This window comes from Streptomyces sp. DSM 106670, assembly GCF_055792845.1.
The window spans coordinates 2,323,670-2,346,582 of sequence record NZ_CM147704.1; the positions used below are offsets into that span (position 1 = coordinate 2,323,670).

Here is a 22,913-nt window from a genome sequence, read left to right on the forward strand (position 1 = left end):
CCGGTGGGCCGGCGTACCCGGCGGGAGCCCGCCCGCCGGGTACGGAAGCGGCCTAGGGTGGCCCCTCATGGACCACCACCCCACCGATGCCCTGCCGTTGCTGGAGTTGCTGTGCTCCGCCGAAGAGATACGGCTCCCCGGCGAACTCACGTCGTCAAGCCCTCACGAGAACGCTCCCGGCGCGGTCGTGAACACCTATGCGGTCGACGGCGGCCGGCTGCTCCTCACTCTCTGGCGTGGCCGGCTGCACGAGGTGATCTACCAGACCCCGGCGGAGTCCGGGGAGGACGCGGAGCGGCGCAACGACCGGCTGTTCGCGCACTACGGACAGGGCGAGGGCTGGAACGAGATCCTCGACAACGGTTTCGGCAAGACCTATCGGGACACCGGTCAGCGGCGGTACGCGCTGTGGAGCTACGTCATGGACTTCATGACCTTCGGCACGATGGAATTCCATCAGGTCAAGTGGTAGCCGGGCAGCACCCGGCCGAAGACGAAGCGTGCGGCGGCCTCGGCGGGCGTGACCGACTGGCGGCGTCCCGGCACATCGTGGACGGCGGCCGCCCCCTCGGACCGGAGCCGGTCGGCACCGGCGTCACGGCTCATCACGGCCGCGTAGGCGCGGACGTCCGCCGTGGTGAGGTCCGTGCGGCCCCGCTCGGCGTACTGCTGGAGGAGGTCGGCGACCTCCGGAGCGAATCGCAGGGCGGTCACCGGGGCGTCGAAGCGCCGGGCGAGAGCGACGAGTCGTGCGCGCGCCTGAGGCGTGACGTTCGTCGACTCGGCGATCACGCTGCGTCCGGCGGCGAGCCGGGCGACGATCCGGCGGTCGCGCTCCTCGAAGATCCGCGCGTCCGCCGCATCCGCCGCATCCGCCGCGTTCACCCCGTCCGCCGCATCCGCCGCGCCGGAATCCGTCGGCTCCGGCCGGCCCGGAGCGCCGAACAGCTCCGCACGGATCTCGTCGCTGGACACCACGGCCTCCGCCTCGATCTGCCGCCGCTCGACCAGCGCCCGGACGAAACTCGTCTTGCCGGAGGCGGGCGGGCCGACGAGGACGACGAGTCCGGCCGGAATCCGGATCGCGGACGGGCGGCCATCGGGGCGGAGGCCGCCGCCTGCGCGGTCCGGTGAGTTCTTCGGCACGAGCCCCATCCTGCCGGGTACGGCGGCGGATCGGCCATGTCCGGTGGAGAGGACCGCGCCGAACCCCGCCCGGCAGGATGACGCCGCGCGGGTCCACGACCGCCCGCCCGTCGTGGCCCCTGCCCTCGGTCATCCCGGATCGCGGACCGCTTCCACCGCCTCCCGGACATCCGGGTGCGGGTCGTCGGCCAGGCCGTCCAGCAGTTCGGCGACACCGGGAGTGGACCAGCGGGCGACCGCCCACACCAACTCCTCCCGCACCCCGGGGTCGGGGTGGGCGGCGAGGCCCCTCAACCGGTCGACCGGGCCGCGCCGGCGCATGCCGAACCAGTGCAGGGCCTCCCGCAACGCGGCCGGGTCCCCGGGATCACCGGCCTCGACGCGGGCGAGCAGCACCGCGACGGGAGGCGGCGGACCGTCCAACGGATGCGGCAACCGCTCGCGCAGGCGCCGCGCACCGTATCCGCCGCGCACGCGGCACCCGAAACAGGTGCAGGGGCGCACACCGTGTGCGTCCGGCAGGTACCGCCAGCCCGCGACCTGCGGTGCGGTGCGGATCCGGTGCACTTCGCGCGGCCGGATCGCCCGGGGGACGAACACCTCCCATCCGCGCGGGTCCTCCAGCGCCGCGATCCGCCGTACCGACTCCGCAGCGGAAACGGTGACCTGGGCGTCGCGCGCCCGGTCGGTGTAGCGCCCGACCAGCACGTCCTCGGCGTCGTCGAGTCGCACATGGACAGCCACGAGCCCGCCCCGGCTGCCGAACCGGGCGAGCTCGCGCAGCCATTGGTGGGTGAGGGTGTACGAGGGCAGGACCGGAAAGCAGTAGACGCCCCGCACACCACCCTGCCCATGGCCGGCCGCCCGGATCCCGGCCCGCCGGATGCGCGGCGCGTTCGCCGCTGAGGTCAGATGCACGAACATCGCCATGGCACGGGATGTTAGTCACCGGCCCGAATCGTCGGACGGCTCCGACGGGTCGGCGATGCGACAGGGCCCGTCAGGGTCGATCCAACTCATGGTGTCAGCCCTTGTTCGTTGCGAGCTGCCACCGACCGTCTATGCACTCATGGGTCGCCTTGCTGTTCTGATAAAAGTAGCGAATTTCTGCCCTATAATGCAAACAGATTCGACAATCGATGGGCACCCAAAGGGGCACTGTTCCGGGACGTGAGCATCTATAAGCCACGATTCGTCTCGTTCAGGATGGCGCCCTCGTCAGGTGCCTCGCGTATGAGCAAGCAGTTCGCGTTCGAGCAGGTCAGTCATATCTCGTGCCGGTGGAGGCAAAGTGACCCAGGAGCACGTCAGCCAGACATGGCAACGTATCGAATCTTGGCTTCGCGAATGCGCGCCCGCCACATATGGCGCCCTTCCTCCGCCCGCTACGCGGGAGGAGATAGCAGCGGCGGAAAACGATCTGGGGCTGACACTTCCAACAGAGTTGGCCGACTCACTGCTCTGCCACAACGGAAGCGACCCCATGCGCCTCCCTCCTATCTATGTACTTCTCGGGACTCGTTCGATTGTCGACCATCAACAACTGCAGGTCGAAATCGAGAACGAGACACGACAGGAATACCTGGCGCAGGATATCCCCTTGGAAATAGATGGGATTCACGCGCGCTGGCACCCCGAGTGGATCGCGTTCGCTTCTGATGACGGAGGGGGATATCTGGCCATCGACGATCGCCCCGGCATGCGACGTGGGCGAATAGGTTCCCGCGACGAGATCGGCGAAATTTCTTTTCCTCCAGATCATGCGTGGGAAAGCCTCTCCAGCTTCCTGCGAGCAGCAGCAGATGCGCTGGAAACGGGCGATCCTTTCAATGGCTTCAGGCGCACCGTCGATGACAGCGGAAGATTGGGCTGGGACCGCGTTACCGACCGAGGTTGAAGGCGCGGCGTCGTAGAGGCAGACGGCTTCCCGGCCCGGACGCCCGGAGGCCCTGGTGGTGTGAGCAGCCGCAGCCGGTCCACAGGGGCCGGGAGGGGCTCAGGCACTCAAGCGCCGTACGTGCAGGTGGCCATCGAGGGGGAAGGAAGGCGGCGTCGCGGGCAGGACGCTGTCGAAGTCGTACCGGCTCTTCTGCGCGACCCGGCACGACGCCAAGTTGTCCACCTGGTGCAGGAGTTCGAGGCGCTCCAGCCCGTCGGCTCCGAAGGCGTAGAAGGCCCAGCTGGTGAGTGCCTCCAGAGCGCGGGGGGCCACTCCCAGCCCGCGAGCGTGCGCCGCGGTCCAGTAGCCCACCTCGGCCGCCGGTTTGCCGTGGGCGACATCCTTGAGGACCACATTGCCCACCAACTGTTCGCGCCCTGCAGCGGGTTGTGCCTCAAGGACGGCGAAGCCGTACCTGTCCCCCGCCGCCCAGCCCCGCTGCTGGACCTGCACCCACCGCGCCCCGTCAGCATCGTTGTCCACGGCAGAGGCCGCCCACCGACGCAATGCAGGGTCCCGGCTCACCTCGACCAATGCGGCAACGTCCGCCATGCGCCAGGGGCGAAGAACGAGAGCGGGAGAGGCCGACGTCGCGGCCACCTGAAGTACGACGGGGGCATTCATCGGTCCATCATGTACGGCGGTGCTTTCAGCAGACACCGGCCGCGTCCGGCCCCAGCCGCCCTGCGACCGCATCGTCATCGCGGTGTCCGGACGCGCAGAGCCTCGACGGACCAGTCGAGCACGGGAGCCAGGCTCTCCGGGGCCGGCCAGCCGTTGATCACTGCGAGCAGCCGGAGGTATCGCTCCCTGCGGGGGTCGTTCACGCTCTCCAGCCGAGTCGCCAGCAGGCGGCGAAGCTCGACGTCGTCGGGGCGGCCGAGGAGGCGCGCGTAGTGCGCCGTGAACGCCGCGACGATCGGATCGGCCTGGGGCGAGGCCGGGTCAATGCCGGTGGTCAGGGCCGGGCCGGCCTCGTCACGGACGGTCGCGGCGATGTCGCGGCGCGGGACCGTCGTGTCGCTTCGGGCCTGCTCGACTGCCGTGTCCTCGACCGTCCGCCGCACCATGGCGCGGAAATCCGGGTCCATCGACAGTTCAGCCAACTCCACCCACGCCCGGACCTGTTCCGCGTCCGGGTTGTTGGGCAGCTCGGGGGTCATCGAGCGCATGACCCCGGCGAACGCGGGGGCGGCGGGGGCGGCGTCAAGACCGCCGAAGACGGCGTCGAGGAAATCGCCGATCAGACGTCGGCGTTCGTCCTGGGATAGCTGGGCCAGCCGGTGCATGAGTTCCGTCTCCTCAGGTGTGGACCCGCGCTCGGCCACCGCCATCAGCACCGCGCGCCGCAGCCGCAGGACCCGGATCTGCACCGCCAGTGCTTCGGCGTGCGCCGCGGCGACCTCGGGAAGCGAGAGCTCGCGGTCCACGACCTTGCGGATCGTGGGAAGGTCCAGTCCCAGCTCGCGCAGGGTCCGCACGAGATCCAGGCGTGCGGCGGCATCGATGTTGTAGAGGCGGTAGCCGGCCGGGCTGCGGTCCGTCGGCGCCACGATTCCGCGATCGGAGTAGAACCGAATGGTCTTGACCGTGAGCCCCGTCCGCCGGGCCAGCTCGCCGATCGAGTAGAGCGTGTCGCCGTCCATGCCCCCACCTTTGCGTCTCCCCCTACGGGAGACGCAAGCCCCTTTGATCAGGTGGCGCGTACGGCTGGTCGGCGGCGACGCGGTCGACCGGCAGCACGGTGCCGTCGAGGAGTAATGGCGAAGGGCGTGGGGTGTGGGGTGTGGTCAGTCCCGCCAGCGCATGCCGTGCTGCTGTCGCAGGTGACGAATTTCCCACCACGCCAGTGCTGTCACCGATGCCGGGCCGCCGAGGACGGCGCAGATCGCCAGCGGCTCCGGGAACGGTGGTGGACCGCCTGCGGCCTGGCTGACAAGGGCGAACGCCCAGATCGCGGCGCAGGTTGTCAGCGCTGGAAGCGCCGGATGGACGGCGGAGAGCCTGAAGCCGTTGCGGATCGCCGGCCCGGAGGCGAAGCACAGGAAGTAGACGATCCACCAGAACGGCGCCCAGAGGGCCAACACGGGCAGATACAGGAAGAATATGTTCGACTCGGTGATGGTCTGCGGTAGCAGGGCACCCATGGCCATGAGCGTCGCCACGAACAGCACCGGTGCGAGCACCCAGGCACCTATGTACCCCAGGATGGGCAGGCCGGCCCCTCGAAACCGCGCCCGCATGAGCAGCCGCCTCTCGCGACGGGCTGCCCAGTACAGCACCACCGCCACCAATACCGCGCTCGCGAGTGCCAGCCAGGGGGCGAGGTAGAGCCGTTGCACGAACTGATCCCAGGCATCCGACACACCGCCGTAGACAGCGAGTAGCCCTCCTGACATGGCGATGGCGGCCCATGCCCGCACCCGTTGCAGCTTCAGCACGGTGCAGTCCTCGCCCCGTCCCTCGGGGAGATAGGGGAAGACTCGTCGGGCGGTCCGACGGGCGGACCGAGCGACCTCGTAGGAGATCACCAGCACCACGGTCAGCCACCACATGCACGGCACCATCAGCACCCATGCGACAGGGCGCACACTCCCGGGACTCCGGCCCCCCACCAGCTCAGGCAGCCTCGGCCAGTCGTCTTCACGGAGCAGGCGCCACAACGGCGTGTACGGCCGTGGCCCGCCACCCGGCCCCCTTGGGGGGTGAGGAGGGTGGGGAGGGTAAGGAGGAGGAGTCGGTCGCCAACTGCGTAAGTCAGGGTCCATCTCAGCCCCTTTCACGGTGTGGGGGCAAAGACGCGACCTGCCCACCCGCGGTTCCGACACACCCCGGCGGCCAACCACTGTTCAGTCGAACGCCCCGCCCTGAACGCCCGCGACGAACGCCGCGTACGCGGTGGCGGGGACGGCGACCACGGGCCCGCCCACGACCTTGGAGTCACGGACCGGGACGATGCCACGCGACGCGGCGAGGTTGGCGGCGACCTCAACGCACTGGCCACCGTTACTGCTGTACGAGGACTTGAACCATCGGGGGGATTCGGGCATCACGGGTGTCCCTTCGCCGTAGGATGCCCCACCATGCACGACACGGCCGAGCGCGCACCAGAGGGCCTCTCCCCAGGCGTCGTTACGCGTCGAAGTCGTACTCCAGGACGTACGCGGCGGCGTCGAGCACCATCTCGTTGACCTCCACGACACGCCCCTCCTCCGCGAAGGCCGTCCGGCAGACGAGCATGACGGGCGTCCCGGCCGGAAGCCTGAGCCTCGCTGTCTCGTCGGGCAGCGGCATGCGCGAGCGGATCTCTTCCCGGAAGTGGACCGGACCATGGCCCAGTTCGGCGAGCCGGGCATAGATCCCGCCGGGCCCTGTGTCCGGCCGGGTGATCGCTGATCCCTCGACCAGAGGTGCCGGGAGGTATGACGTCGACAGCAGCACCGGCTTACCGTCCAGGACGAACCGGCGACTCCTGATCCAGACACGCTCGGCCGCTTCCAGGCCGAGCACACGCGCCGCGTTCTCCGAGGCAGCCCCCTCGCGCACCTCTACGTCGTCCACCACCAGGTCCCGGCCTGCGAGGTCCGCCTCCCAGACGGAGCGCCCGGTTCCCCACTGCTCGTGCGCCAACCGCTGAATCCCCCGACGCCTGAGTTGCCGGAATCCGGGCTCGCGCCCGCTGGTGTCGGTGGTGGTCATCAAAGAGTGCCCCTTCTCTCCGGACAGCAGGATGCCCCACCATGCGCGGCACGGTGGGGCATCCTGCTGCTCGGTTCCTCAGACGGTGTCGAACGTCCCGCCCTGAACGCCCGCGACGAACGCCGCGAACGCGGTGACGGGGACCTCGACCACAGGCCCGCCCACGACCTTGGAGTCACGGACCGGGACGATGCCACGCGACACGGCGAGGTTGGCGGCGACCTCGACGCAGTCGCCGCCGTTGTTGCTGTACGAGGACTTGAACCATCGGGGGGATTCGGTCGTCACAGGGTGCCCTTTCGCAACTGGCTGATCTTGGCCACAGACGCCGTCTGCGACAGCGACGCGCCCTGAAGTTGATGGTAGGCCGTCAACATGGGCAGGACGAACGAGCTTTCCCGGTCAAGATGACCCAGGGTCTGCGACTCGGCGTAGCAGATCACCGACCGGTCCGGGAGCGTCAGAATGTTGACCGGAAGGTCGAACGTCCGCTGTTCACCGATCTCGTACGGGGCCACCTGAAGCAGGGTGTTGGGCATTTCGGCGAACTCCATCAACCGGTCCAGCTGAGCGTTCATGACGGCGGAGCCTCCCACCGGACGGCAAATGCAGCTTTCGTCCATGGTCACGAAGAGCATGGGCGGCTTCGGTCGCACCAACGCCGCTTGGCGCTCCGCCAGGAAGGCCACCCGTTCGTCGGCCTGCTCCAGTGTGATCGCACCCCGCCGTACGGCGCTGTCGGCCAGGACCCGGGCGTACTCCGGCGTCTGCAGCAGTCCAGGGACGATGCCGACCTGGTACAGCCTGATCTCGTCCGCCCGGCCCTCGTACCTCACGTACTCCGGGAAGCCCTCCAGCAGGGTCAGGTCCTTCATCGCCTGGACCATGCGGCTGAACTTTTCACCGGTCCCCAGCGCCCTGTCAACACTTCGCGCGAAGCGAGGAGTTGGAGGGCGGCGACCAGTTTCCACGGCCGAAATATGCGTCCCCGAGCATCCCATGCGGCTGGCTAACTCGTCCTGCGTCCAGCCACGCGCGTCTCTGGCCTGCCTCAACTGCAAGCCGAAGGAAGTGTCCGGATCGTCGGGGTCGAGTTGCTTGCGATTCACCATGTTGAAGCCCTAACTATCCGAACGAAGCTCGCAGGTTGAAGACAGTTCGACCCTAGGTCACTCTGAATCGCCCCGGTAGCCAAACGGCTACGGAGAGGAGCGATCGATGTACGGCGAGAACTTACGCCCGAATATCCAGGAGCCCCCTGATCTCCCCGCCCCCGGAACCCTCATGGTCGACACCAGCCGCGCCGACCGCGTGGGCGAATTCCGAGGCGTCGCCGGCCCCTACTGGTCGCTCCGGCCCGTCGGGGGCGGCGCGGAGTGGGAGGTCGAGCCCCGCCACGTACGCCCCGCGCTCCTCATAGAGCAGCTCCGCGCCCGTACCGCGCGGCTCAACGCCCGTAGCCGGGGCGAGGTCCTGTGAATACGTACCCCTATCCGCATCCGCATCCCCTCGCCGAACTCGTCCGCATGCGGCGCGCAACGGGGTACGCCGCCGAGGTCACCGTCTCCGACGGGCAGCGGTTCGCCACCCTCGGCGGGGTCGCCGTACGGAACCGGCGGCTCGTCCTCCTCTGGCTCCGGCGGCAGGCCCTCCGTCTGGCCAACGGTCACGGGCTTCCCCTCGCGCCCGAGCCCGTACGGCTGCCGACCGGCGACGTACGACCGGTCCGCTTCCACGGATCGCACGCCCCGCAGGAGTTGCGCCGCTGGGCCACCCACGGACCGTGCCAGGACCACGCGATACGGGACCTGGAGGCCGGGTTTCCCGCGCTGTTCACCGTTCTCGATCCCGCCGTCGGGCTGAGCCTGACGCTCGCCGGGTGGCGCGGCCGCCCCGCTGACCAGTAGTCCCTTGCCATGAACCGGAGTTGAACGTCGTGCTCCAGTGCACCGCCGTCAAGTTGCTTCCGCCCGATGCCGTGTCGCGGCTCACCGCCCCCGGGACCGACGGCCCCGAGGATCCCGAACCGTACGTCCTGTGCGAACTCGGCACGCACGACGACCGCCCGCACACCGAACACGCCGCCTACCTCCGGCCGGGCAGGACTCCCGACTCCCCCGCCCTGTGGTTCTTCTGGACCGGCAGCGGCCCCGAACGCACCCACCGGGCCGAGTCCGCCCCCTGGTGCCCCGCCGTCCTCCGCCGGCTCGACTCCGGCCTCGTACGGCGGTGCGCGCTCTTCGACCACCACACCGCGCCCCACTCCTGGGACGTGACCGACCCGCTCGGCGACCTGATCGCGGAGCGGCTCGTCCCCGGCGACTCTCCCGAAGGGTGACCCCGTGACCGAGAACCAGTGCACCGCCGTCGCGTTACTGCCGCCTCCGAAGCACGTACTCGCTCTGTCGGCGCACGACGGCCACCAACGCCCCGAGGCCGGGCACGTCCTCTGCGAACTCGGCGAGCGCCACGACGGCGATCACTCCGCGATGCTGTGGGACGAGGGCGGGCGGCCCGGAAGCGCCGTCTGGATCCGGTGGGGTGCGGAGCCCGCCCGGCTGCTGCCACTCTCCTGGTGCCCCGCCCGCGACCCCCGCAACGCGGACGACGCGTGCGGGCTGTTCAACGGGCATCCGTCTCACCACAGTTGGGAGATCACCGACCCCACCGACGCGGCCATCACCAGGGAGCTGGCCCGGCAGCATCCGCATCTGTTCCGCTAGGCCGTGTATCGAAAGTGGCTGCCCGGCCTTGCGGCTGTCATGCAACATCGCAGCTGGGCCATTTGTTGTCAGTGGAGTTGAGTACGGTCTGACCATGGATCATCAGAAGACAGGAGACGCACGGCAGGCGTGGGGCCGGGTGACTGCGTGGCTTGAGCACCATGCTCCTGAGGTGTTCGCTGCTCTCGGCGGGCCGGGGACTCCGACAGCGATCCGCGACGCCGAACTGCGAATGGGCCTAAAACTGCCGAAGGTGCTGCAGCAGTGGCTTCTGGGTCACGACATCGATGCAGGTCGGCAGCCTGCTACCGGATCGGGTCTGGTGGCGCTGGGCTGCCCGGGCGTCCTTCCCAGTGGTGGACTCCTGCTGGGCCTCATCGATATGGAACGTGTCTACCTTCACAAGATGGCCATGGAGGAATCGGCGCGGTCCGGGGGTGCTGAATGCCCGCCCTGGCACCCGGAGTGGGTGCCGATCGCCTCGGAGTGCGACGGCTTCTACGGGATGTTCGTGAACACGATCACCGGCACGGTGGGGTCTTGGAGCGAGGGGGCGCTCCCTGAGGAATGCGAGTACCCCTCGTTGTTCGCCTTCTTCCAGGATGTGGCTGACCAGCTTGAGGGAGTTCCTTCGGGCACCTGGGACGGACCCGGCAGAGCCCGTAGAAGCGATCCGCGTCCGGAGGATGGGCCTGTACGTCTCTGGGCTCGTGCGAACGGCTACCTGGTCAATGACCGCGGACGTGTCCCCGCATCCATTCGCGAGGCATACGAAGCGTCACGGTGAGCGCCGGGGGCAAAGTTGCAGTTCACAGCCAGTCATTGATCGCGGCGATGAGGACGGTCGCCTTGTAGCGGACTGCGAGCTCGTCGCACCTGGCGGCAACGGCCCGATGCCATGTGAGGCGGTTGATGCCGCACTCGACCGCGTGCCTGGCTTTGTAGTCTTCCCGGTCGAACTTCGGCGGACGGCCACCGAGGGAATTTCGTGAGGCGTACGCCTTGTCGGCCCGCACACGATCAGGGCGAACTAGGGCCTGTTGCGGAAGTGGACCGCTGGGCAGTTGAGCCCTCTGGATCGGTACAGTCGCGTGCATGCTGAAGCCACTACTGCGTGCAGTTGATGCGGGCGGCCGTACCGTGGACGACCCGACCGAGGAGGCCCTGCACAACCTGTTGGCCGAGATGAGCCTGTCGTACCGGTTTGTCATCCTTAACAGACTCGATCTGGAGCCTGCGGATCAGCATTACATTCAGGTGTACCTGAACGATGACCTCAGCTACCAGGTCGAGTACCGCGAAGGCAGTGCGGAGGAGCACTACCAGGCCCATGTTCCAAGGGTCCATGAAGTGTTCGGCCCGGAAGAGTCGACCGCCAAGGTGATGATGGACTGGGCTCACGATCGACAGGGATGGCGCGAGGCGTTGCCGTGGACCCCGATGCCTTTTCGGTGAAGGATCACAACCACTCATTGATCGCCGCGACCAGGACTGTCGCCTCGTAGCGGACAGCGAGCTTGTCGTACCGCGTGGCGACAGCGCGGTTCCTCTTGAGGCGGTTGATCCCACACTCGACCGCGTGGCGCTCGCGGTAGTCGAGCGGGTCGAAGCGCGGCGGCCGGCCGCCGCGGGAACCGAGCCTTCGGCGGTTGCGGGCCTGGTCGGCCTTGTCCGGGATGGTGCAGCGCATCCCGCGCCGGCGCAGGTAAGCCCGGTTCCTGCGGGAGGCGTACGCCTTTGTCGGCCCGCACGCTGTCGGGGCGGACGCGAGGCCGTCCCGGACCGATGCGGGGCACGCGGACCTTGTCCAGCACCGCCTCGAACTGCGGTGAATCCCCCGCGCTGCCCGGCCGTCACCACGATCGACATGGGCTTCTGCCCCTGCTCGACATCGGCCAGGGACTGGAGACGGGTGAAAAGCCGGTGCCAGGTGCCGTTGCGCTGCCACCGGCGGAACAGGTCGTAGACCCGGCTCCACGGTCCGTACTCGGCGGGCACGTCCCGCCACGGAACGCCGGTCCGGACCCGGAACCGTATGCCGTCGATCAGCTGCCGCCGAGGCCAGAGGGGCGGCCGCCCCAACCTGGCATCCTTCGGCAACAGCGGCTCCAGCACCGCCCACTGCTCGTCCGTGAGATCTCCCCGACCCATGAACCGTGATCATCCACAGCCCAAGATCCACTTTCGATACAGGCCCTGGTCGAGTCCGACGGCCCGCGTCCCGTGGAACGCCGGCCAATGGGGGGCCGGTTCACCGGCGGCGTGGAATTCCGGCCGTGAAGATGTCACATCCATCATGACAGGTCAGAAGGCATTTCCGTAGGAGTAACGGCACAGCTGAACCGCCTTGTGGGGCCTTGTTCGAGGCACCCAGAATCTCCGTCATGAATCAGTGGGGGAAAGTCGATCAGGACGACATCGTGCGGGCGAGAAATGTGCTGCTCGCATCGGGGCGCCGCACACTGCGCGAGGAGGTCGACGCCTATCGGGTGCTCGCTCAGGTCAGCCCCGCCGCATACCTGCCGCTGCTGTCCAGGAAGCTTCAGCATCTCAGCTACGGCGGCAGCGACGCATGGTGTCCGTCCTCGCTGGAGCTGTGCGAGGAGGCGGTCGAGGCGGCGCGACGCATCGATCCGGCCGAGCCCGCCCGTGCGGATGTCCTGTACCAGGCCCTCAGGTCGTGCCAGCGAGAGCTGTACCGCCGGGGTCGACGTACCGAAGGCCTGGCCCTGCGTGCCGAGATGCTCGCCATCAGCCGTGCGCAGGCCGAACGGTCCGGGAAGCCCGTGGCCAAAGGGCTGAGTGAATGGGCCGCCGGGCTCTCCGAGGAGGGCCGGTACGCCGAGGCCGCCGACGCCATGGACGAGTTGGTCGCGGCGCTCCTGCCCGAGGGGCCCCAGGACGGGGCCCTTGCCTGGTCACTGATGCAGTGGATCGCCGCTCTCCACGACGCCGGCCGATCCGGCGAAGCACGCGCCGCGTTCGAGCAGTTCGTCGCCATGGAAGCGGCCGAAGCCGCGAGGAGACGCGGCCCGGTGATCTGCCATGTCCACGCACTCATCGGGTACGTCCGGATGCTCGACCTCCACGGCCGGGACGAACAGGCGGCCCGTGTGCGGCAGGACGCACTCGCCGTGCTGACCAAGCTGACCGAGCAGGCCGCGTCAGGTGGGCGGGTGTCCTGGGGCGGCTACGAGGCGTCGTTCTGGGCGGTGTTGCTGACAGTCTCCGGTACGGCAGGCGTGGGGCCCTGGTCCGACGGGCCACGGACACCCTCGGGTACGGATCCGATGGAGTGGTCGCCCGATGCCCTACAGCGCTACTTCGACAGCCGTGCTGCCCTGCGCCGCGCGGTGGACGCCCTCGCTGGGCGAGCTGCCGAGGATCCGGCGGCGCACCTGGCCGAACTGGTCCGGGTGCAAAGCGTCCTCACCGTCCGCGCCGCCGTCTACTGGGAGAACCGCACCCATCTGTTCGCGGAGCAGGTGCGCCCCCTCTTCGACGAAGGAGTGTCGCTGGCCCGTCAGTTGCCCCGGCACGACCCGGCGGAGGGGCCGCGCACCCTGGCCAGGACCCTGATCGAACGGTCGGCCTTCCGCATCGCCGCCCACGAGTTGGGCCCCGCTCTCGACGACTTCCGCGAAGCCCTGAGCCACCTGGGCGAGGCCGGCTGAGCGGCGTGGGCGACGCGTCCTGCTCGTAGGCCGGGCAGGGCCCAGGCCGACGGGCGTACCCCGCTGCCCCGGGCTCAGCGCAGCGTCTGCGTCCCGATGACCGAGAGCAGCCGCAGTCGTTCGTGGCTCTCGCTGCCCGGTGCGGCCGTGTACACCAGCAGGCTGTGCGACTGGTCCGGGTCCAGCAGGCGCTGGCAGTTCAGCTCCAGGACGCCGACCTCCGGGTGGACGAAGCGTTTGACCTGGTCGGGGCGGATGCCGATCTCGTGCTGGTCCCAGAGCCGCCGGAACTCCTCGCTCTCCTCGCGCAACAGCTCGGCACAGTGGGCGGCCCGGGAGCCGGTCCCCCGCAGGGTGGCCAGCTCCCGCAGGCCGGAGGCGAACATCCGGGAGAGGAAGGCGTGGTCCTCGGCCACGTACAGCGTCCGGGTGGCGGGGTCGGTGAACCAGCGGTAGCCGATGCTGCGCGCGAGGCCGGTGTACCGGGTCGTGTCGCCGGTGAGGGCTACGCCGAGCGGGGTCTGCCGCAGCGTCTCGCCGAGCTCCGTGACGATCTCGGCGGGGGTGTCGTCCAGCCGGTCGAGGATGCGGAGGAGCCCGGGGCTGATGTGCTCGCCGGTCGTGCCCCGGGCGGGCGGTGTGTGTCCGGAGAGCCGGAAGAGGTGGTCACGCTCGTCCAGGGAGAGGTGGAGCCCCTGCGCGATCGAGGCGATCATCTGCTCGGACGGCTGCGGGCCGCGCTCCCGCTCCAGCCGGGCGTAGTAGTCGGTCGACATGTGGCACAGCACCGCGACCTCCTCGCGGCGCAGCCCGCCGGTCCTGCGGCGCTGCCCGCGCGGGAGGCCCACGTCCTCGGGTTGCAGCAGTTCCCGGCGGCGCCGCAGGAACGCGGCGAGCCCGGGCCGGTCGATCTCCATGTCTCCTCCGCCTCCCTTCGGCTTCTGCTCCCTTTCCCTTGTAGCGCCCGCAGCCGCCCTCAGCCACGGACCGTTGATCCCCCCCATACGCCCCCGTACGGCGGCGCTCGCCCGGCCGCGCCCGGTCGCGGGCCGTAGCCTCGCCTCGCGGATCGGTGGATCGGGAGGTCCTGGATAGGCCGGGGCGTCGGCGTCACCGTGGAGGAAACCCGACCTCACAGGAGTGAGTTCTCATGGCACGCCAGAGCATCGACATCTCCGTTCCCGACCTCTCGGGCAAGCGCGCCGTCGTCACCGGAGGGAGCGACGGCATCGGCCTCGGGATCGCGACACGGCTCGCCGCCGCCGGAGCCGAGGTGGTGCTGCCGGTGCGCAACCCGCGCAAGGGCGAGGCTGCGGTGGTCGAGATCCGGCGACAGGCGCCCGGCGCACAGGTGTCGCTGCGTACGCTCGACCTGTCCTCGCTCGACTCCGTCGCCGCCCTCGGTACCACCCTCCTCGACGAGGGCCGGCCCATCCACCTCCTGGTCAACAACGCCGGGGTGATGACCCCGCCCGACCGGCAGACGACCACCGACGGCTTCGAGCTGCAGTTCGGCACCAACCATCTCGGTCACGTCGCCCTCGTCCTGCGGCTGCTGCCCCTCCTGCGGGCCGGGCAGGCCCGGGTGACCTCGCAGATCAGCGTCGCCGCCAACCGCAACTCCATCAACTGGGACGACCTGAACTGGGAGCGGTCCTACAACGGCATGCGCGCCTACAGCCAGTCGAAGATCGCCTTCGGGCTCTTCGGCCTGGAGCTGGACCGGCGCAGCCGGGCCGAGGGCTGGGGCATCACCAGCAACCTGTCCCACCCCGGCATCGCCCCGACCAGCCTGCTGGCCGCCCGGCCGGAGGTGGGACGCGCCAAGGACACTCTGGGCGTACGGATGATCCGTCTGCTGTCCGCCCGGGGGCTCGTGGTCGGCACCGTGGAGAGCGCGAAGTTCCCCGCGCTGTACGCCGCCACCTCGCCTGACGCCCGGGGCGGCGCCCTGTACGGGCCGAGCGGCCCCGGCAACCTGGGCGGCCCGCCCGCCGAGCAGGAGCTGTACGGCCGGCTGCGCGACGCCGAGGAGGCCCGGCGGGTGTGGCGGGTCTCGGAGGAGCTGGCCGGGGTCGCGCTGCCGGGCTAGGGGGGGGTGTCGATCGACCGCACGGCAAGGGGCCCGAAAACCGGTTGGCGCATGAGCGCGCCCCTTGCTACGTTTCCGCACGCCGTGCTGAAGACCGAGGAGGTGGTATCCGTGAACGCAATGTCGACATGGGTGCTCCCCTTCGGGGTCACGGTCGGGCGATAGGTCGTCCGGGAGCGCCGTTCACGCGCACTCCCGAAAGGCACGACCGTGCATTTCTCTTCCGAACAGCGACTCGACGGCGACGTGGTCGAGCGTGCATTCACCCTCGGCGAGATCCCCGGCATCCTGTGGACGCCCGCTGCCGTATCCCCCGTATCCGCGCCTGCTCCGCTGATCCTGATCGGCCATCCTCCGCTGGGGCTGGGCAGGATGTACCCCCGGCTGGCGGGGCGGGCGCGGCACTACGTGGCGGAGTACGGGTTCGCCACGGCCACCATCGAGCTCCCCGGCAGCGGTGAACGCCCCCGCTGGGCCGCCGCCGAGCAGGCCCGCGCCGACCTGCGCCGGGCGTTGGAGGGCGGCGGGCCGGTCGGCGACGAGATCGTCGACGCCCTCGTCCTCCCGATGGTCGACCGGGCGGTCCCGGAATGGCAGGCCGCCCTGGACGAGCTCCTGGCACTGCCCGGGATCGGCGGGCCGGTCGGATACGAGGGAGGGGTGATCTCCATCGGCATCCGCCTGGCCGTGATCGAACCGCGCATCGTGGCCGCCGGCTTCTTCGCCGGGAGCCTCGTGCCCGCCGCCATGTTCGAGGAGGCCCGCCGGGTCACCGTTCCGCTGCACGTCCTGCTGCAGTGGGACGACGAAGGGAACGACCGGCAGGCGGCCCTGGATCTGTTCGACGCCTTCGGTTCCCGGGAGAAGACCCTGCACGCCAACCTCGGCGGGCACACCGGTGTCCCCCAGTTCGAACTCGACACAGGGGCCCGGTTCTTCGCCCGGCATCTGCGTGCGGACCGGGCGACGTCCGGGACCGCTTCCCCGACAGCCTGAGGCACATGAGTGTGGGCCCGGATCACGAATGATCCGGGCCCACACCGTCGTACGGGTACTGCTCAGCCGCTCAGGTATCGGCTCAGTTCAGCCCTGCGCGGGCGACGCGTCCTGTTCGGCGGTCGGCTCGCCGGTCTGCTCGGCGGTCGCGGCCGCCTGGGCCTCGGCGCGCTCGCGCATCTTGCGGACCAGTTCCTGCTTCTTGTCCTCGGCGGCCTTGCGGTCGGCGCCTCGCGCGGAACCCGCGCCCTGCTGTTCGGCGCGGGACAGCTTCTTGCGCTGTCCGCCGACGCCGAGCAGGTTGTTACGGCTCTTGGCCATGGCGTTCTCCCCTGTGGGGTGTGAAGTGAGTCAGGTGAAGGTGTTCGGGGGCCGGTCGCGCCGGTCCCCGGGCCGCGGCGGGGAGTTCACACCCGCCGCGCTCTCACTCGTAGATCTGGAAGAACGAAGACATACGGGAACCGTACCGCGCTCCCCGCGAGCGCCGCACCAGGTTTTCGGGCCGCCGGGTCTCAGGCCGTCGGGTCGACCGTCGCCTGATGGGCCTCGGCCAGATGCTCCTCGGCCTTCAGCCAGGGCAGGAACTGCGCCGAGCGGCGCCATGCGCAGGTGGAGCAGGTCAACTGGCGTGTCATGCCCGACTTCTTCACCTGCACGACGTGTTCACGGCCGTGCTGGTCCCATCTGCTGACCTTGCTGGTGGTGATCGACGGCATCGCGTACCTCCCGGAACGGCGGCGGGGGCTCCGGTGGACTGTACGACGAAGCCCCCGGTTCCGTACCCGGAACCGGGGGCCTCACGCACGTACGCGGGTATCAGCAGCCGAGCAGACGGGCGCCGAGGTACGCCTGGATCTGGTCCAGGGAGACGCGCTCCTGCTTCATGGTGTCGCGCTCGCGCACGGTCACCGCGTTGTCGTCGAGGGTGTCGAAGTCGACGGTGACGCAGAACGGGGTGCCGATCTCGTCCTGGCGGCGGTAGCGGCGGCCGATGGCGCCGGCGTCGTCGAACTCGATGTTCCAGTTCTTGCGCAGGTCGGTCGCCAGGCCCTTGGCCTTCGGCGAGAGCTGCGGGTTGCGCGAGAGCGGCAGCACCGCGACCTTGACCGGCGCCAGGCGCGGGTCGAGGCGCATCACGGTGCGCTTCTCCATGACGCCCTTGGCGTTGGGCGCCTCGTCCTCGACGTAGGCGTCCAGGAGGAACGCCAGCATCGCGCGGCCGACACCGGCCGCGGGCTCGATGACGTACGGCGTCCAGCGCTCGTTGGCCTCCTGGTCGTAGTACTGGAGGTCGGTGCCCGAGGCCTCGGAGTGCGCCTTGAGGTCGTAGTCGGTGCGGTTGGCCACGCCCTCCAGCTCGCCCCACTCGCTGCCGCCGAAGCGGAAGCGGTACTCGATGTCGGCGGTGCGCTTGGAGTAGTGGGAGAGCTTCTCCTTCGGGTGCTCGAACCAGCGCATGTTCTCCTCGCGCATGCCGAGGTCCGTGTACCAGTTCCAGCGCTGGTCCATCCAGTACTGCTGCCACTCCTCGTCCTCGCCCGGCTTGACGAAGAACTCCATCTCCATCTGCTCGAACTCACGGGTCCGGAAGATGAAGTTGCCCGGAGTGATCTCGTTCCGGAAGGACTTGCCCATCTGCGCGATGCCGAACGGCGGCTTCTTGCGCGAGGTCTGCAGCACCTGGCCGAAGTTGGTGAAGATGCCCTGCGCGGTCTCGGGACGCAGGTAGGCGACCGAGCCGGAGTCCTGGGTCGGGCCGAGGTGGGTGGAGAGCAGCCCCGAGAACTCCTTGGGCTCGGTGAAGGTGCCCTTGTTGCCGCAGTTGGGGCAGTTGAGGTCGGCGAGACCGTTGACCGGCGGCTTGCCGTGCTTCTCCTCGTACGCCTCCTCCAGGTGGTCGGCGCGGTAGCGCTTGTGACAGGAGGTGCACTCGGTCAGCGGGTCCGAGAAGGTGGCGACGTGTCCGGAGGCGACCCAGACGTCCGGGGCAAGGATGACCGACGAGTCGAGACCGACCACGTCCTCGCGCGCGGTGACCATGTAGCGCCACCACTGGCGCTTCAGGTTCTCCTTCATCTCGACGCCCAGCGGCCCGTAGTCCCAGGCGGCCTTCTGGCCACCGTAGATCTCACTGCAGGGGTAGACGAAGCCACGGCGCTTGCTCAGGCTGACGATGGTGTCGATCTTGTCGGCGGCCACGGTGCTCTCTTCATTACGACGGCGACGAACGGCGAATGACTCAGGTTACCGGCGCGTGCACCCCCTGGATCAAATCGGTAGGGGCCCGGAGGAGACCCCGCGCCGCCACCTCGTGATCTTCCGGGCATCTCATCCGCCTTGTTGACAATCGTTTCCACTTTTGTTGAAAATGACTGTCATGAACGTACGCCGCCTGATACCCACCACCGCCGTCGCCGGAGCAGTCGCCCTCGGTCTGACCGCTCTCTCCGCCTGCTCCACCTCCGACGCCGCGGACGGGAGCAACGGCGACAAGCTGAAGGTGACGGCGTCGTTCTACCCGATGCAGTTCCTGGCCGAGAAGATCGGCGGCGAGCACGTCGCCGTCACCAGCCTCACCAAGCCCGGCGTCGAGCCGCACGACCTGGAGCTCACCCCCCGCCAGATCGGCTCCATCAGCGAGTCCGACTACGTGCTGTACCTCAAGGGCATCCAGCCTGCCGTGGACGACGCGATCAAGCAGTCCGGTGTGAAGAACACCGTCGACGCCGCGACCCTCACCACGCTGGAGAACCACGGCTCCGAGGTCAGCGGCCACGACCACGGTCACGAGGGCGAGGGCGAGGAAGAGCACGCGGACGAGCACGGTCACGAAGAAGACGCCCACGAGGAAGAAGCCCACGAAGAGGGCGACGGCCACAACCACGGTGAGGAGGGCGGCGCCGACCCGCACATCTGGCTGGACCCGGTGAAGTACGCCGAGGTCGCCAAGGGCGTCGGCAAGTCGCTGGAGAAGGCCGACCCCGACCACGCCGCCGACTACAAGAAGAACACCGAAGCGCTGGTCGGCGAGCTGGGCGAGCTGAACACAGCGTACGAGACCGGGCTGAAGAACACCGCCACCAAGACCTTCATCACCACCCACTCCGCCTTCGGCTACCTCGCCGAGCGCTACGGGCTCACCCAGCAGGGCATCGCGGGCATCGACCCCGAGGCCGAGCCGAGCCCCGCCCGGATCCAGGAGATCCACACCATCGCGGAGAAGGAGAAGGCCACCACGGTCTTCTTCGAGACGCTCGCCAGCGACAAGACCGCGAAGACCCTCGCGAAGGACACCGGACTGAAGACCGGCGTTCTGGACCCGCTGGAGGGAATCACGGAGAAGTCCCGGGGCGCTGACTACATCGAGGTCATGAAGTCCAACCTCGCCGCGCTGCAGAAGGCCCTCGGCGCGAAGTGACCCGCACCACCCGCATCACCCGCACCACTTGTGACGTTCGGATCGGAGGCGCTCGTGCCGGAGCGTGAGAGCACCACCCACGAGCCCGCCCAGGAGCCCGTCATAGCCCTGCGCGGCGCCACGGCCACCCTCGGCGCGCGCCCCGTGCTGCGCGGCGTGGACCTGACCGTGCACCGCGGCGAGGTCGTCGCGCTGCTCGGCGCCAACGGTTCCGGCAAGTCCACCGCCGTACGGTCGGTCATCGGGCAGGTCCCACTGACCGGCGGCAGCGTCGAGCTGTTCGGCACCGAGCTGCGCCGCTTCCGCCGCTGGGGCCGGATCGGGTACGTCCCGCAGCGCACCACGGCCGCGGGCGGCGTGCCCGCCACGATCCGCGAGGTCGTCGCCTCCGGCCGGCTGTCCCGTACGGGGCTGCGGTGGCCCGGGAAGGCGGACCGGGCGGCCGTGGACCGGGCCATCGCGCTGGTGGGCCTGGCCGACCGCGCCAAGGACTCCGTGAGCGCGCTGTCGGGCGGCCAGCACCAGCGGGTCCTGATCGCCCGCGCCCTGGCCGCCGAGCCGGAGCTGCTGATCATGGACGAGCCGATGGCGGGAGTGGACCTGGCCAGCCAGGAGATCCTCGCCTCGACCCTGCGCGAGCAGGTGGCGCTGGGCACCTCCGTACTGCTGGTGCTGCACGAGCTGGGCCCGCTGGAGCCGCTGATCGACCGGGCCGTCGTCCTGCGCGACGGCTGTGTGACGCACGACGGGCCGCCGCCTCAGGCGCTCGGCCAGCACGCTTCCCCAAGCTCTCAGCTTCGTTCGAGCAGGGGAGACCCCATCCCCGGCAACTGCCACGGACACCCCCACGCGGCCGCCGAGCCCGTCCGGACGGGACTGCTGACCTGATGCTCTTCGAATTCCTCAACCCTCCCTTCATGCAGCGGGCGCTCATCGCGGCCGTGCTGGTCGGCGTCACCGCGCCCGCCATCGGCATCTACCTGGTGCAGCGCCGGCAGGCCCTGATGGGCGACGGCATCGGGCACATCGCGATGACCGGCGTCGGCCTCGGCTTCCTGCTCTCCACCAGCCCGGTCTGGATGGCGACCGCCGTCGCGGTGGCCGGCGCCGTCGTGATGGAGCTGATCCGCTGGTACGGACACACCCGCGGCGACCTCGCGCTGGCGATGCTGTTCTACGGCGGTATGGCGGGCGGCGTCATGCTGATCAACCTGTCCGACACCGGCTCCAACGCCAATCTGACCTCGTACCTCTTCGGCTCGCTCGCCACCGTCTCCGAGTCGGACGTCGTCGCGATCTGCGTCCTGGCGGCCTTCGTGGTGCTGGTCACGGTGGGGCTGCGGCGGCAGCTGTTCGCGGTCAGCCAGGACGAGGAGTTCGCCCGCGTCTCCGGACTTCCGGTGCGGGTGCTGAACCTGCTGATCGCGGTGACCGCCGCCGTGACCGTGACCGTCGCGATGCGGGTCGTCGGCCTGCTGCTGGTCAGCGCGCTGATGGTGGTGCCGGTGGCGGCCGCCCAGCAGATCACCAAGTCCTTCAGGGTCACCTTCGTGCTGGCCGTGGTGATCGGCACGGCCGTGACCCTCACCGGCACCGTGACCTCGTACTACCAGGACGTTCCGCCCGGCGCGACGATCGTGCTGCTGGCCATCGCGGTGTTCGTCGCGCTGACCGTGCTCGCGGCTCCGCTCGCACGACGGCGGGCGCGGGCGAGCGAGACGAAGGGTGCCGAGTGCACCCTGGAAGTACCGGCAGCCCGCCGGGACCGGGACGACGTACGGGTGTGACGGCCACGACAGCCGTGACAGCGGTACGTGTGACGGAGTCGCACCGTACGTGTTCGCCGGGTGCGCCCGGCCGGGCTGGCACAATGGCCCGACACATGTACGGGCGACACGAGGAGGCACCTGTGGCCACGGCGCCGATCAGTGGCACGAACGCAGCGCCGGTACGCGGCCGGTCCACCCGGCAGCGGGCGGCGGTGGCGGCGGCGCTCGACGAGGTCGACGAGTTCCGCAGCGCCCAGGAACTGCACGACGTCCTGAAACACCGCGGCGACTCCGTGGGCCTCACCACGGTCTACCGGACCCTGCAGTCCCTCGCGGACGCGGGTGAGGTCGACGTACTGCGCACCACCGAGGGCGAGGCCGTCTACCGGCGGTGCTCGACCGGTGACCATCACCACCACCTGGTCTGCCGGCTCTGCGGCAAGGCCGTGGAGGTCGAGGGACCGGCCGTCGAGCAGTGGGCCGAGATGATCGCCGCCCAGCACGGCTATGTGAACGTCGCGCACACCGTCGAGATCTTCGGCACCTGCGCGGAGTGCGCCGAGAAGAAGGCGTGACGGACATACGGGAAAGGGGCGGGCCCGGTGTATGACGCACCGGGCCCGCCCCTTTCCCGTACTCACTTGGCGGCTTCCGCCTCCTGCGCCCCGCCGAAGCGGCGGTCGCGCTGGGCGTACTCCAGGCAGGCCCGCCACAGGTCGCGACGGTCGAAATCCGGCCAAAGAACGTCCTGGAAGACCATCTCGGCGTACGCGCTCTGCCAGATCAGATAGTTCGACGTGCGCTGCTCGCCGCTGGGGCGCACGAAGAGGTCCACGTCCGGCATGTCCGGGTAGTAGATGTACTTCGCGAAGGTCTTCTCGTTGACCTTGGACGGGTCGAGCTTCCCGGCGGCCACGTCCTGGGCGATGCGCTGCGCGGCGTCCGCGATCTCGGCGCGGCCGCCGTAGTTCACGCAGAAGTACAGCGTCATGGCGTCGTTGTTCTTGGTCTGCTCCTGGGCGACCTGGAGCTCCTGGACGACGGACTTCCACAGCTTGGGCATGCGGCCCACCCAGCGGATACGGATGCCGAGCTCGTCCATCTCGTCGCGGCGGCGGCGGATCACGTCGCGGTTGAAGTTCATCAGGAACTTCACCTCGTCCGGCGAGCGCTTCCAGTTCTCCGTGGAGAAGGCGTACAGCGAGAGGTTCTTCACGCCCATCTCGATACAGCCCTTGAGAACGTCCATGACGACGCCCTCACCGACCTTGTGGCCCTCGGTGCGGGGCAGACCCCGTTCCTTGGCCCAGCGGCCGTTGCCGTCCATCACGACGGCGACGTGCTGGGGCACCAGCTCGCCGGGGATCTTCGGAGGCGTCGCGCCCGAGGGGTGCGGCTCGGGGGTCTTGTACGTGCGCCGGTTACGGCCGCCGAGGATCCCGCGTACTGCCATGAGC

Annotated in this window: 29 protein-coding genes and 2 pseudogenes; 15 read left to right on the forward strand and 16 right to left on the reverse strand. The window is 69.3% G+C overall.

Annotated elements, in window-relative coordinates:
• Nucleotides 1-67: 67 nt before the first annotated feature.
• The gene (locus tag ACSMXR_RS10295) at nucleotides 68-472 is read left to right on the forward strand and encodes a hypothetical protein (protein ID WP_473171685.1); all 405 of its coding nucleotides are present in this window, start codon (nucleotides 68-70) and stop codon (nucleotides 470-472) included.
• Here ACSMXR_RS10295 and ACSMXR_RS10300 read toward each other — a convergent pair.
• Nucleotides 457-1,146, reverse strand: coding sequence for an AAA family ATPase (locus ACSMXR_RS10300; RefSeq protein WP_473171686.1), 690 nt, complete (start codon nucleotides 1,144-1,146; stop codon nucleotides 457-459). The two genes, ACSMXR_RS10295 and ACSMXR_RS10300, sit on opposite strands and share 16 nt — an antisense overlap.
• A gap of 129 nt (nucleotides 1,147-1,275) precedes the next feature.
• A complete protein-coding gene (locus tag ACSMXR_RS10305) occupies nucleotides 1,276-2,076 on the reverse strand; it encodes a HEAT repeat domain-containing protein (protein ID WP_473171687.1) in 801 nt (266 codons plus the stop codon).
• A 361-nt stretch (nucleotides 2,077-2,437) separates the two neighbouring features.
• On the opposite strand from ACSMXR_RS10305, the gene ACSMXR_RS10310 reads away from it, so the two are divergent.
• On the forward strand, nucleotides 2,438-3,043 hold the full coding sequence (locus tag ACSMXR_RS10310; RefSeq protein WP_473171688.1) for an SMI1/KNR4 family protein: 606 nt from the start codon (nucleotides 2,438-2,440) through the stop codon (nucleotides 3,041-3,043).
• Between the two features lie 99 nt (nucleotides 3,044-3,142).
• Here ACSMXR_RS10310 and ACSMXR_RS10315 read toward each other — a convergent pair whose 3' ends face one another.
• The 7 genes and pseudogenes from ACSMXR_RS10315 to ACSMXR_RS10345 all read right to left on the reverse strand — a co-directional run bounded on the left by ACSMXR_RS10315 (nucleotide 3,143) and on the right by ACSMXR_RS10345 (nucleotide 7,896).
• Nucleotides 3,143-3,709 carry a GNAT family N-acetyltransferase gene (locus tag ACSMXR_RS10315; protein WP_473171689.1) on the reverse strand — a complete coding sequence of 189 codons (567 nt, stop codon included), beginning with the start codon at nucleotides 3,707-3,709 and terminating at the stop codon, nucleotides 3,143-3,145.
• Between the two features lie 74 nt (nucleotides 3,710-3,783).
• Complete coding sequence (locus ACSMXR_RS10320; protein ID WP_473171690.1) at nucleotides 3,784-4,731, reverse strand: MerR family transcriptional regulator; 948 nt, start codon at nucleotides 4,729-4,731, stop codon at nucleotides 3,784-3,786.
• A 144-nt stretch (nucleotides 4,732-4,875) separates the two neighbouring features.
• A complete protein-coding gene (locus ACSMXR_RS10325; protein ID WP_473171691.1) occupies nucleotides 4,876-5,640 on the reverse strand; it encodes a hypothetical protein in 765 nt (254 codons plus the stop codon).
• A gap of 294 nt (nucleotides 5,641-5,934) precedes the next feature.
• Entirely contained in the window at nucleotides 5,935-6,138 is a 204-nt protein-coding gene (locus ACSMXR_RS10330) for a DUF397 domain-containing protein (RefSeq protein WP_137233365.1), read from the reverse strand.
• 79 nt (nucleotides 6,139-6,217) lie between these two features.
• A pseudogene (locus tag ACSMXR_RS10335) lies at nucleotides 6,218-6,748 on the reverse strand (GntR family transcriptional regulator); the annotation flags it as partial.
• Nucleotides 6,749-6,862: 114 nt separating this feature from the next.
• A complete protein-coding gene (locus ACSMXR_RS10340) occupies nucleotides 6,863-7,072 on the reverse strand; it encodes a DUF397 domain-containing protein (protein WP_473171692.1) in 210 nt (69 codons plus the stop codon).
• Nucleotides 7,069-7,896, reverse strand: coding sequence for a helix-turn-helix domain-containing protein (locus tag ACSMXR_RS10345; protein WP_473171693.1), 828 nt, complete (start codon nucleotides 7,894-7,896; stop codon nucleotides 7,069-7,071). The genes ACSMXR_RS10340 and ACSMXR_RS10345 overlap by 4 nt, the downstream gene beginning before the upstream one ends.
• 106 nt (nucleotides 7,897-8,002) lie before the next feature.
• On the opposite strand from ACSMXR_RS10345, the gene ACSMXR_RS10350 reads away from it, so the two are divergent.
• The 5 genes from ACSMXR_RS10350 (at nucleotide 8,003) to ACSMXR_RS10370 (ending at nucleotide 10,294) form a co-directional block, all read left to right on the forward strand.
• Complete coding sequence (locus ACSMXR_RS10350; RefSeq protein WP_266483152.1) at nucleotides 8,003-8,263, forward strand: hypothetical protein; 261 nt, start codon at nucleotides 8,003-8,005, stop codon at nucleotides 8,261-8,263.
• Nucleotides 8,264-8,310: 47 nt separating this feature from the next.
• Nucleotides 8,311-8,691, forward strand: coding sequence for a hypothetical protein (locus ACSMXR_RS10355; protein ID WP_137233369.1), 381 nt, complete (start codon nucleotides 8,311-8,313; stop codon nucleotides 8,689-8,691).
• Between the two features lie 29 nt (nucleotides 8,692-8,720).
• A complete protein-coding gene (locus tag ACSMXR_RS10360; protein ID WP_473172368.1) occupies nucleotides 8,721-9,122 on the forward strand; it encodes a hypothetical protein in 402 nt (133 codons plus the stop codon).
• Between the two features lie 4 nt (nucleotides 9,123-9,126).
• Nucleotides 9,127-9,507 (forward strand): hypothetical protein, encoded by a 381-nt coding sequence (locus ACSMXR_RS10365; protein WP_473171694.1) that lies wholly within the window; start codon nucleotides 9,127-9,129, stop codon nucleotides 9,505-9,507.
• 94 nt (nucleotides 9,508-9,601) lie between these two features.
• Entirely contained in the window at nucleotides 9,602-10,294 is a 693-nt protein-coding gene (locus ACSMXR_RS10370; RefSeq protein ID WP_473171695.1) for an Lsr2 family DNA-binding protein, read from the forward strand.
• Between the two features lie 22 nt (nucleotides 10,295-10,316).
• Here the strand turns inward: ACSMXR_RS10370 and ACSMXR_RS10375 are convergent, their stop codons facing one another.
• Nucleotides 10,317-10,523 (reverse strand): hypothetical protein, encoded by a 207-nt coding sequence (locus tag ACSMXR_RS10375; RefSeq protein WP_473171696.1) that lies wholly within the window; start codon nucleotides 10,521-10,523, stop codon nucleotides 10,317-10,319.
• Nucleotides 10,524-10,602: 79 nt separating this feature from the next.
• On the opposite strand from ACSMXR_RS10375, the gene ACSMXR_RS10380 reads away from it, so the two are divergent.
• Nucleotides 10,603-10,962: a hypothetical protein gene (locus ACSMXR_RS10380; RefSeq protein ID WP_473171697.1), complete on the forward strand. Its 360-nt coding sequence runs from the start codon at nucleotides 10,603-10,605 to the stop codon at nucleotides 10,960-10,962.
• 4 nt (nucleotides 10,963-10,966) lie between these two features.
• Here ACSMXR_RS10380 and ACSMXR_RS10385 read toward each other — a convergent pair.
• Nucleotides 10,967-11,658, reverse strand: a pseudogene (locus ACSMXR_RS10385) (transposase).
• 233 nt (nucleotides 11,659-11,891) lie between these two features.
• Between ACSMXR_RS10385 and ACSMXR_RS10390 the strand changes: the two are divergent.
• Nucleotides 11,892-13,181 carry a hypothetical protein gene (locus ACSMXR_RS10390; RefSeq protein ID WP_473171698.1) on the forward strand — a complete coding sequence of 430 codons (1,290 nt, stop codon included), beginning with the start codon at nucleotides 11,892-11,894 and terminating at the stop codon, nucleotides 13,179-13,181.
• A 74-nt stretch (nucleotides 13,182-13,255) separates the two neighbouring features.
• Here the strand turns inward: ACSMXR_RS10390 and ACSMXR_RS10395 are convergent, their stop codons facing one another.
• Complete coding sequence (locus tag ACSMXR_RS10395) at nucleotides 13,256-14,098, reverse strand: helix-turn-helix transcriptional regulator (RefSeq protein ID WP_381855744.1); 843 nt, start codon at nucleotides 14,096-14,098, stop codon at nucleotides 13,256-13,258.
• 233 nt (nucleotides 14,099-14,331) lie between these two features.
• Here ACSMXR_RS10395 and ACSMXR_RS10400 point away from each other — a divergent pair, with 233 nt between their 5' ends.
• Nucleotides 14,332-15,273 (forward strand): SDR family oxidoreductase, encoded by a 942-nt coding sequence (locus ACSMXR_RS10400; protein ID WP_364891844.1) that lies wholly within the window; start codon nucleotides 14,332-14,334, stop codon nucleotides 15,271-15,273.
• Between the two features lie 210 nt (nucleotides 15,274-15,483).
• A complete protein-coding gene (locus tag ACSMXR_RS10405) occupies nucleotides 15,484-16,269 on the forward strand; it encodes an alpha/beta hydrolase (RefSeq protein WP_473171699.1) in 786 nt (261 codons plus the stop codon).
• Between the two features lie 87 nt (nucleotides 16,270-16,356).
• Here ACSMXR_RS10405 and ACSMXR_RS10410 read toward each other — a convergent pair whose 3' ends face one another.
• The 3 genes from ACSMXR_RS10410 to ACSMXR_RS10420 all read right to left on the reverse strand — a co-directional run bounded on the left by ACSMXR_RS10410 (nucleotide 16,357) and on the right by ACSMXR_RS10420 (nucleotide 18,468).
• Complete coding sequence (locus tag ACSMXR_RS10410) at nucleotides 16,357-16,590, reverse strand: DUF6243 family protein (protein ID WP_137233374.1); 234 nt, start codon at nucleotides 16,588-16,590, stop codon at nucleotides 16,357-16,359.
• Nucleotides 16,591-16,781: 191 nt separating this feature from the next.
• The gene (locus ACSMXR_RS10415) at nucleotides 16,782-16,985 is read right to left on the reverse strand and encodes a hypothetical protein (protein ID WP_030077965.1); all 204 of its coding nucleotides are present in this window, start codon (nucleotides 16,983-16,985) and stop codon (nucleotides 16,782-16,784) included.
• A gap of 100 nt (nucleotides 16,986-17,085) precedes the next feature.
• A complete protein-coding gene (locus tag ACSMXR_RS10420; RefSeq protein ID WP_473171700.1) occupies nucleotides 17,086-18,468 on the reverse strand; it encodes a glycine--tRNA ligase in 1,383 nt (460 codons plus the stop codon).
• Nucleotides 18,469-18,646: 178 nt separating this feature from the next.
• On the opposite strand from ACSMXR_RS10420, the gene ACSMXR_RS10425 reads away from it, so the two are divergent.
• The 4 genes from ACSMXR_RS10425 to ACSMXR_RS10440 all read left to right on the forward strand — a co-directional run bounded on the left by ACSMXR_RS10425 (nucleotide 18,647) and on the right by ACSMXR_RS10440 (nucleotide 22,031).
• A complete protein-coding gene (locus ACSMXR_RS10425; protein ID WP_473171701.1) occupies nucleotides 18,647-19,687 on the forward strand; it encodes a metal ABC transporter substrate-binding protein in 1,041 nt (346 codons plus the stop codon).
• Between the two features lie 54 nt (nucleotides 19,688-19,741).
• Nucleotides 19,742-20,575, forward strand: a complete 834-nt coding sequence (locus tag ACSMXR_RS10430) for a metal ABC transporter ATP-binding protein (RefSeq protein WP_473171702.1) — start codon at nucleotides 19,742-19,744, stop codon at nucleotides 20,573-20,575.
• The gene (locus tag ACSMXR_RS10435) at nucleotides 20,575-21,474 is read left to right on the forward strand and encodes a metal ABC transporter permease (protein WP_137233377.1); all 900 of its coding nucleotides are present in this window, start codon (nucleotides 20,575-20,577) and stop codon (nucleotides 21,472-21,474) included. The genes ACSMXR_RS10430 and ACSMXR_RS10435 overlap by 1 nt, the downstream gene beginning before the upstream one ends.
• A 122-nt stretch (nucleotides 21,475-21,596) precedes the next feature.
• Nucleotides 21,597-22,031: a Fur family transcriptional regulator gene (locus ACSMXR_RS10440; protein WP_006124317.1), complete on the forward strand. Its 435-nt coding sequence runs from the start codon at nucleotides 21,597-21,599 to the stop codon at nucleotides 22,029-22,031.
• 62 nt (nucleotides 22,032-22,093) lie between these two features.
• On the opposite strand, the gene ACSMXR_RS10445 is transcribed toward ACSMXR_RS10440, so the two are convergent.
• Nucleotides 22,094-22,909 (reverse strand): isoprenyl transferase, encoded by an 816-nt coding sequence (locus ACSMXR_RS10445; RefSeq protein WP_218527578.1) that lies wholly within the window; start codon nucleotides 22,907-22,909, stop codon nucleotides 22,094-22,096.
• Nucleotides 22,910-22,913: the final 4 nt, after the last annotated feature.

What these genes read in the sequence shown, in the direction of transcription:
- ACSMXR_RS10295 (WP_473171685.1), top strand. Translation starts at nt 68, where the DNA reads ATGGACCACCACCCCACCGATGCCCTGCCGTTGCTGGAGTTGCTGTGC.
- ACSMXR_RS10305 (WP_473171687.1), bottom strand. Translation starts at nt 2,076, where the DNA reads ATGGCGATGTTCGTGCATCTGACCTCAGCGGCGAACGCGCCGCGCATC.
- ACSMXR_RS10315 (WP_473171689.1), bottom strand. Translation starts at nt 3,709, where the DNA reads ATGAATGCCCCCGTCGTACTTCAGGTGGCCGCGACGTCGGCCTCTCCC.
- ACSMXR_RS10320 (WP_473171690.1), bottom strand. Translation starts at nt 4,731, where the DNA reads ATGGACGGCGACACGCTCTACTCGATCGGCGAGCTGGCCCGGCGGACG.
- ACSMXR_RS10325 (WP_473171691.1), bottom strand. Translation starts at nt 5,640, where the DNA reads ATGTGGTGGCTGACCGTGGTGCTGGTGATCTCCTACGAGGTCGCTCGG.
- ACSMXR_RS10345 (WP_473171693.1), bottom strand. Translation starts at nt 7,896, where the DNA reads ATGGTGAATCGCAAGCAACTCGACCCCGACGATCCGGACACTTCCTTC.
- ACSMXR_RS10350 (WP_266483152.1), top strand. Translation starts at nt 8,003, where the DNA reads ATGTACGGCGAGAACTTACGCCCGAATATCCAGGAGCCCCCTGATCTC.
- ACSMXR_RS10355 (WP_137233369.1), top strand. Translation starts at nt 8,311, where the DNA reads ATGCGGCGCGCAACGGGGTACGCCGCCGAGGTCACCGTCTCCGACGGG.
- ACSMXR_RS10370 (WP_473171695.1), top strand. Translation starts at nt 9,602, where the DNA reads ATGGATCATCAGAAGACAGGAGACGCACGGCAGGCGTGGGGCCGGGTG.
- ACSMXR_RS10380 (WP_473171697.1), top strand. Translation starts at nt 10,603, where the DNA reads ATGCTGAAGCCACTACTGCGTGCAGTTGATGCGGGCGGCCGTACCGTG.
- ACSMXR_RS10390 (WP_473171698.1), top strand. Translation starts at nt 11,892, where the DNA reads ATGAATCAGTGGGGGAAAGTCGATCAGGACGACATCGTGCGGGCGAGA.
- ACSMXR_RS10395 (WP_381855744.1), bottom strand. Translation starts at nt 14,098, where the DNA reads ATGGAGATCGACCGGCCCGGGCTCGCCGCGTTCCTGCGGCGCCGCCGG.
- ACSMXR_RS10400 (WP_364891844.1), top strand. Translation starts at nt 14,332, where the DNA reads ATGGCACGCCAGAGCATCGACATCTCCGTTCCCGACCTCTCGGGCAAG.
- ACSMXR_RS10410 (WP_137233374.1), bottom strand. Translation starts at nt 16,590, where the DNA reads ATGGCCAAGAGCCGTAACAACCTGCTCGGCGTCGGCGGACAGCGCAAG.
- ACSMXR_RS10415 (WP_030077965.1), bottom strand. Translation starts at nt 16,985, where the DNA reads ATGCCGTCGATCACCACCAGCAAGGTCAGCAGATGGGACCAGCACGGC.
- ACSMXR_RS10425 (WP_473171701.1), top strand. Translation starts at nt 18,647, where the DNA reads ATGAACGTACGCCGCCTGATACCCACCACCGCCGTCGCCGGAGCAGTC.
- ACSMXR_RS10435 (WP_137233377.1), top strand. Translation starts at nt 20,575, where the DNA reads ATGCTCTTCGAATTCCTCAACCCTCCCTTCATGCAGCGGGCGCTCATC.
- ACSMXR_RS10445 (WP_218527578.1), bottom strand. Translation starts at nt 22,909, where the DNA reads ATGGCAGTACGCGGGATCCTCGGCGGCCGTAACCGGCGCACGTACAAG.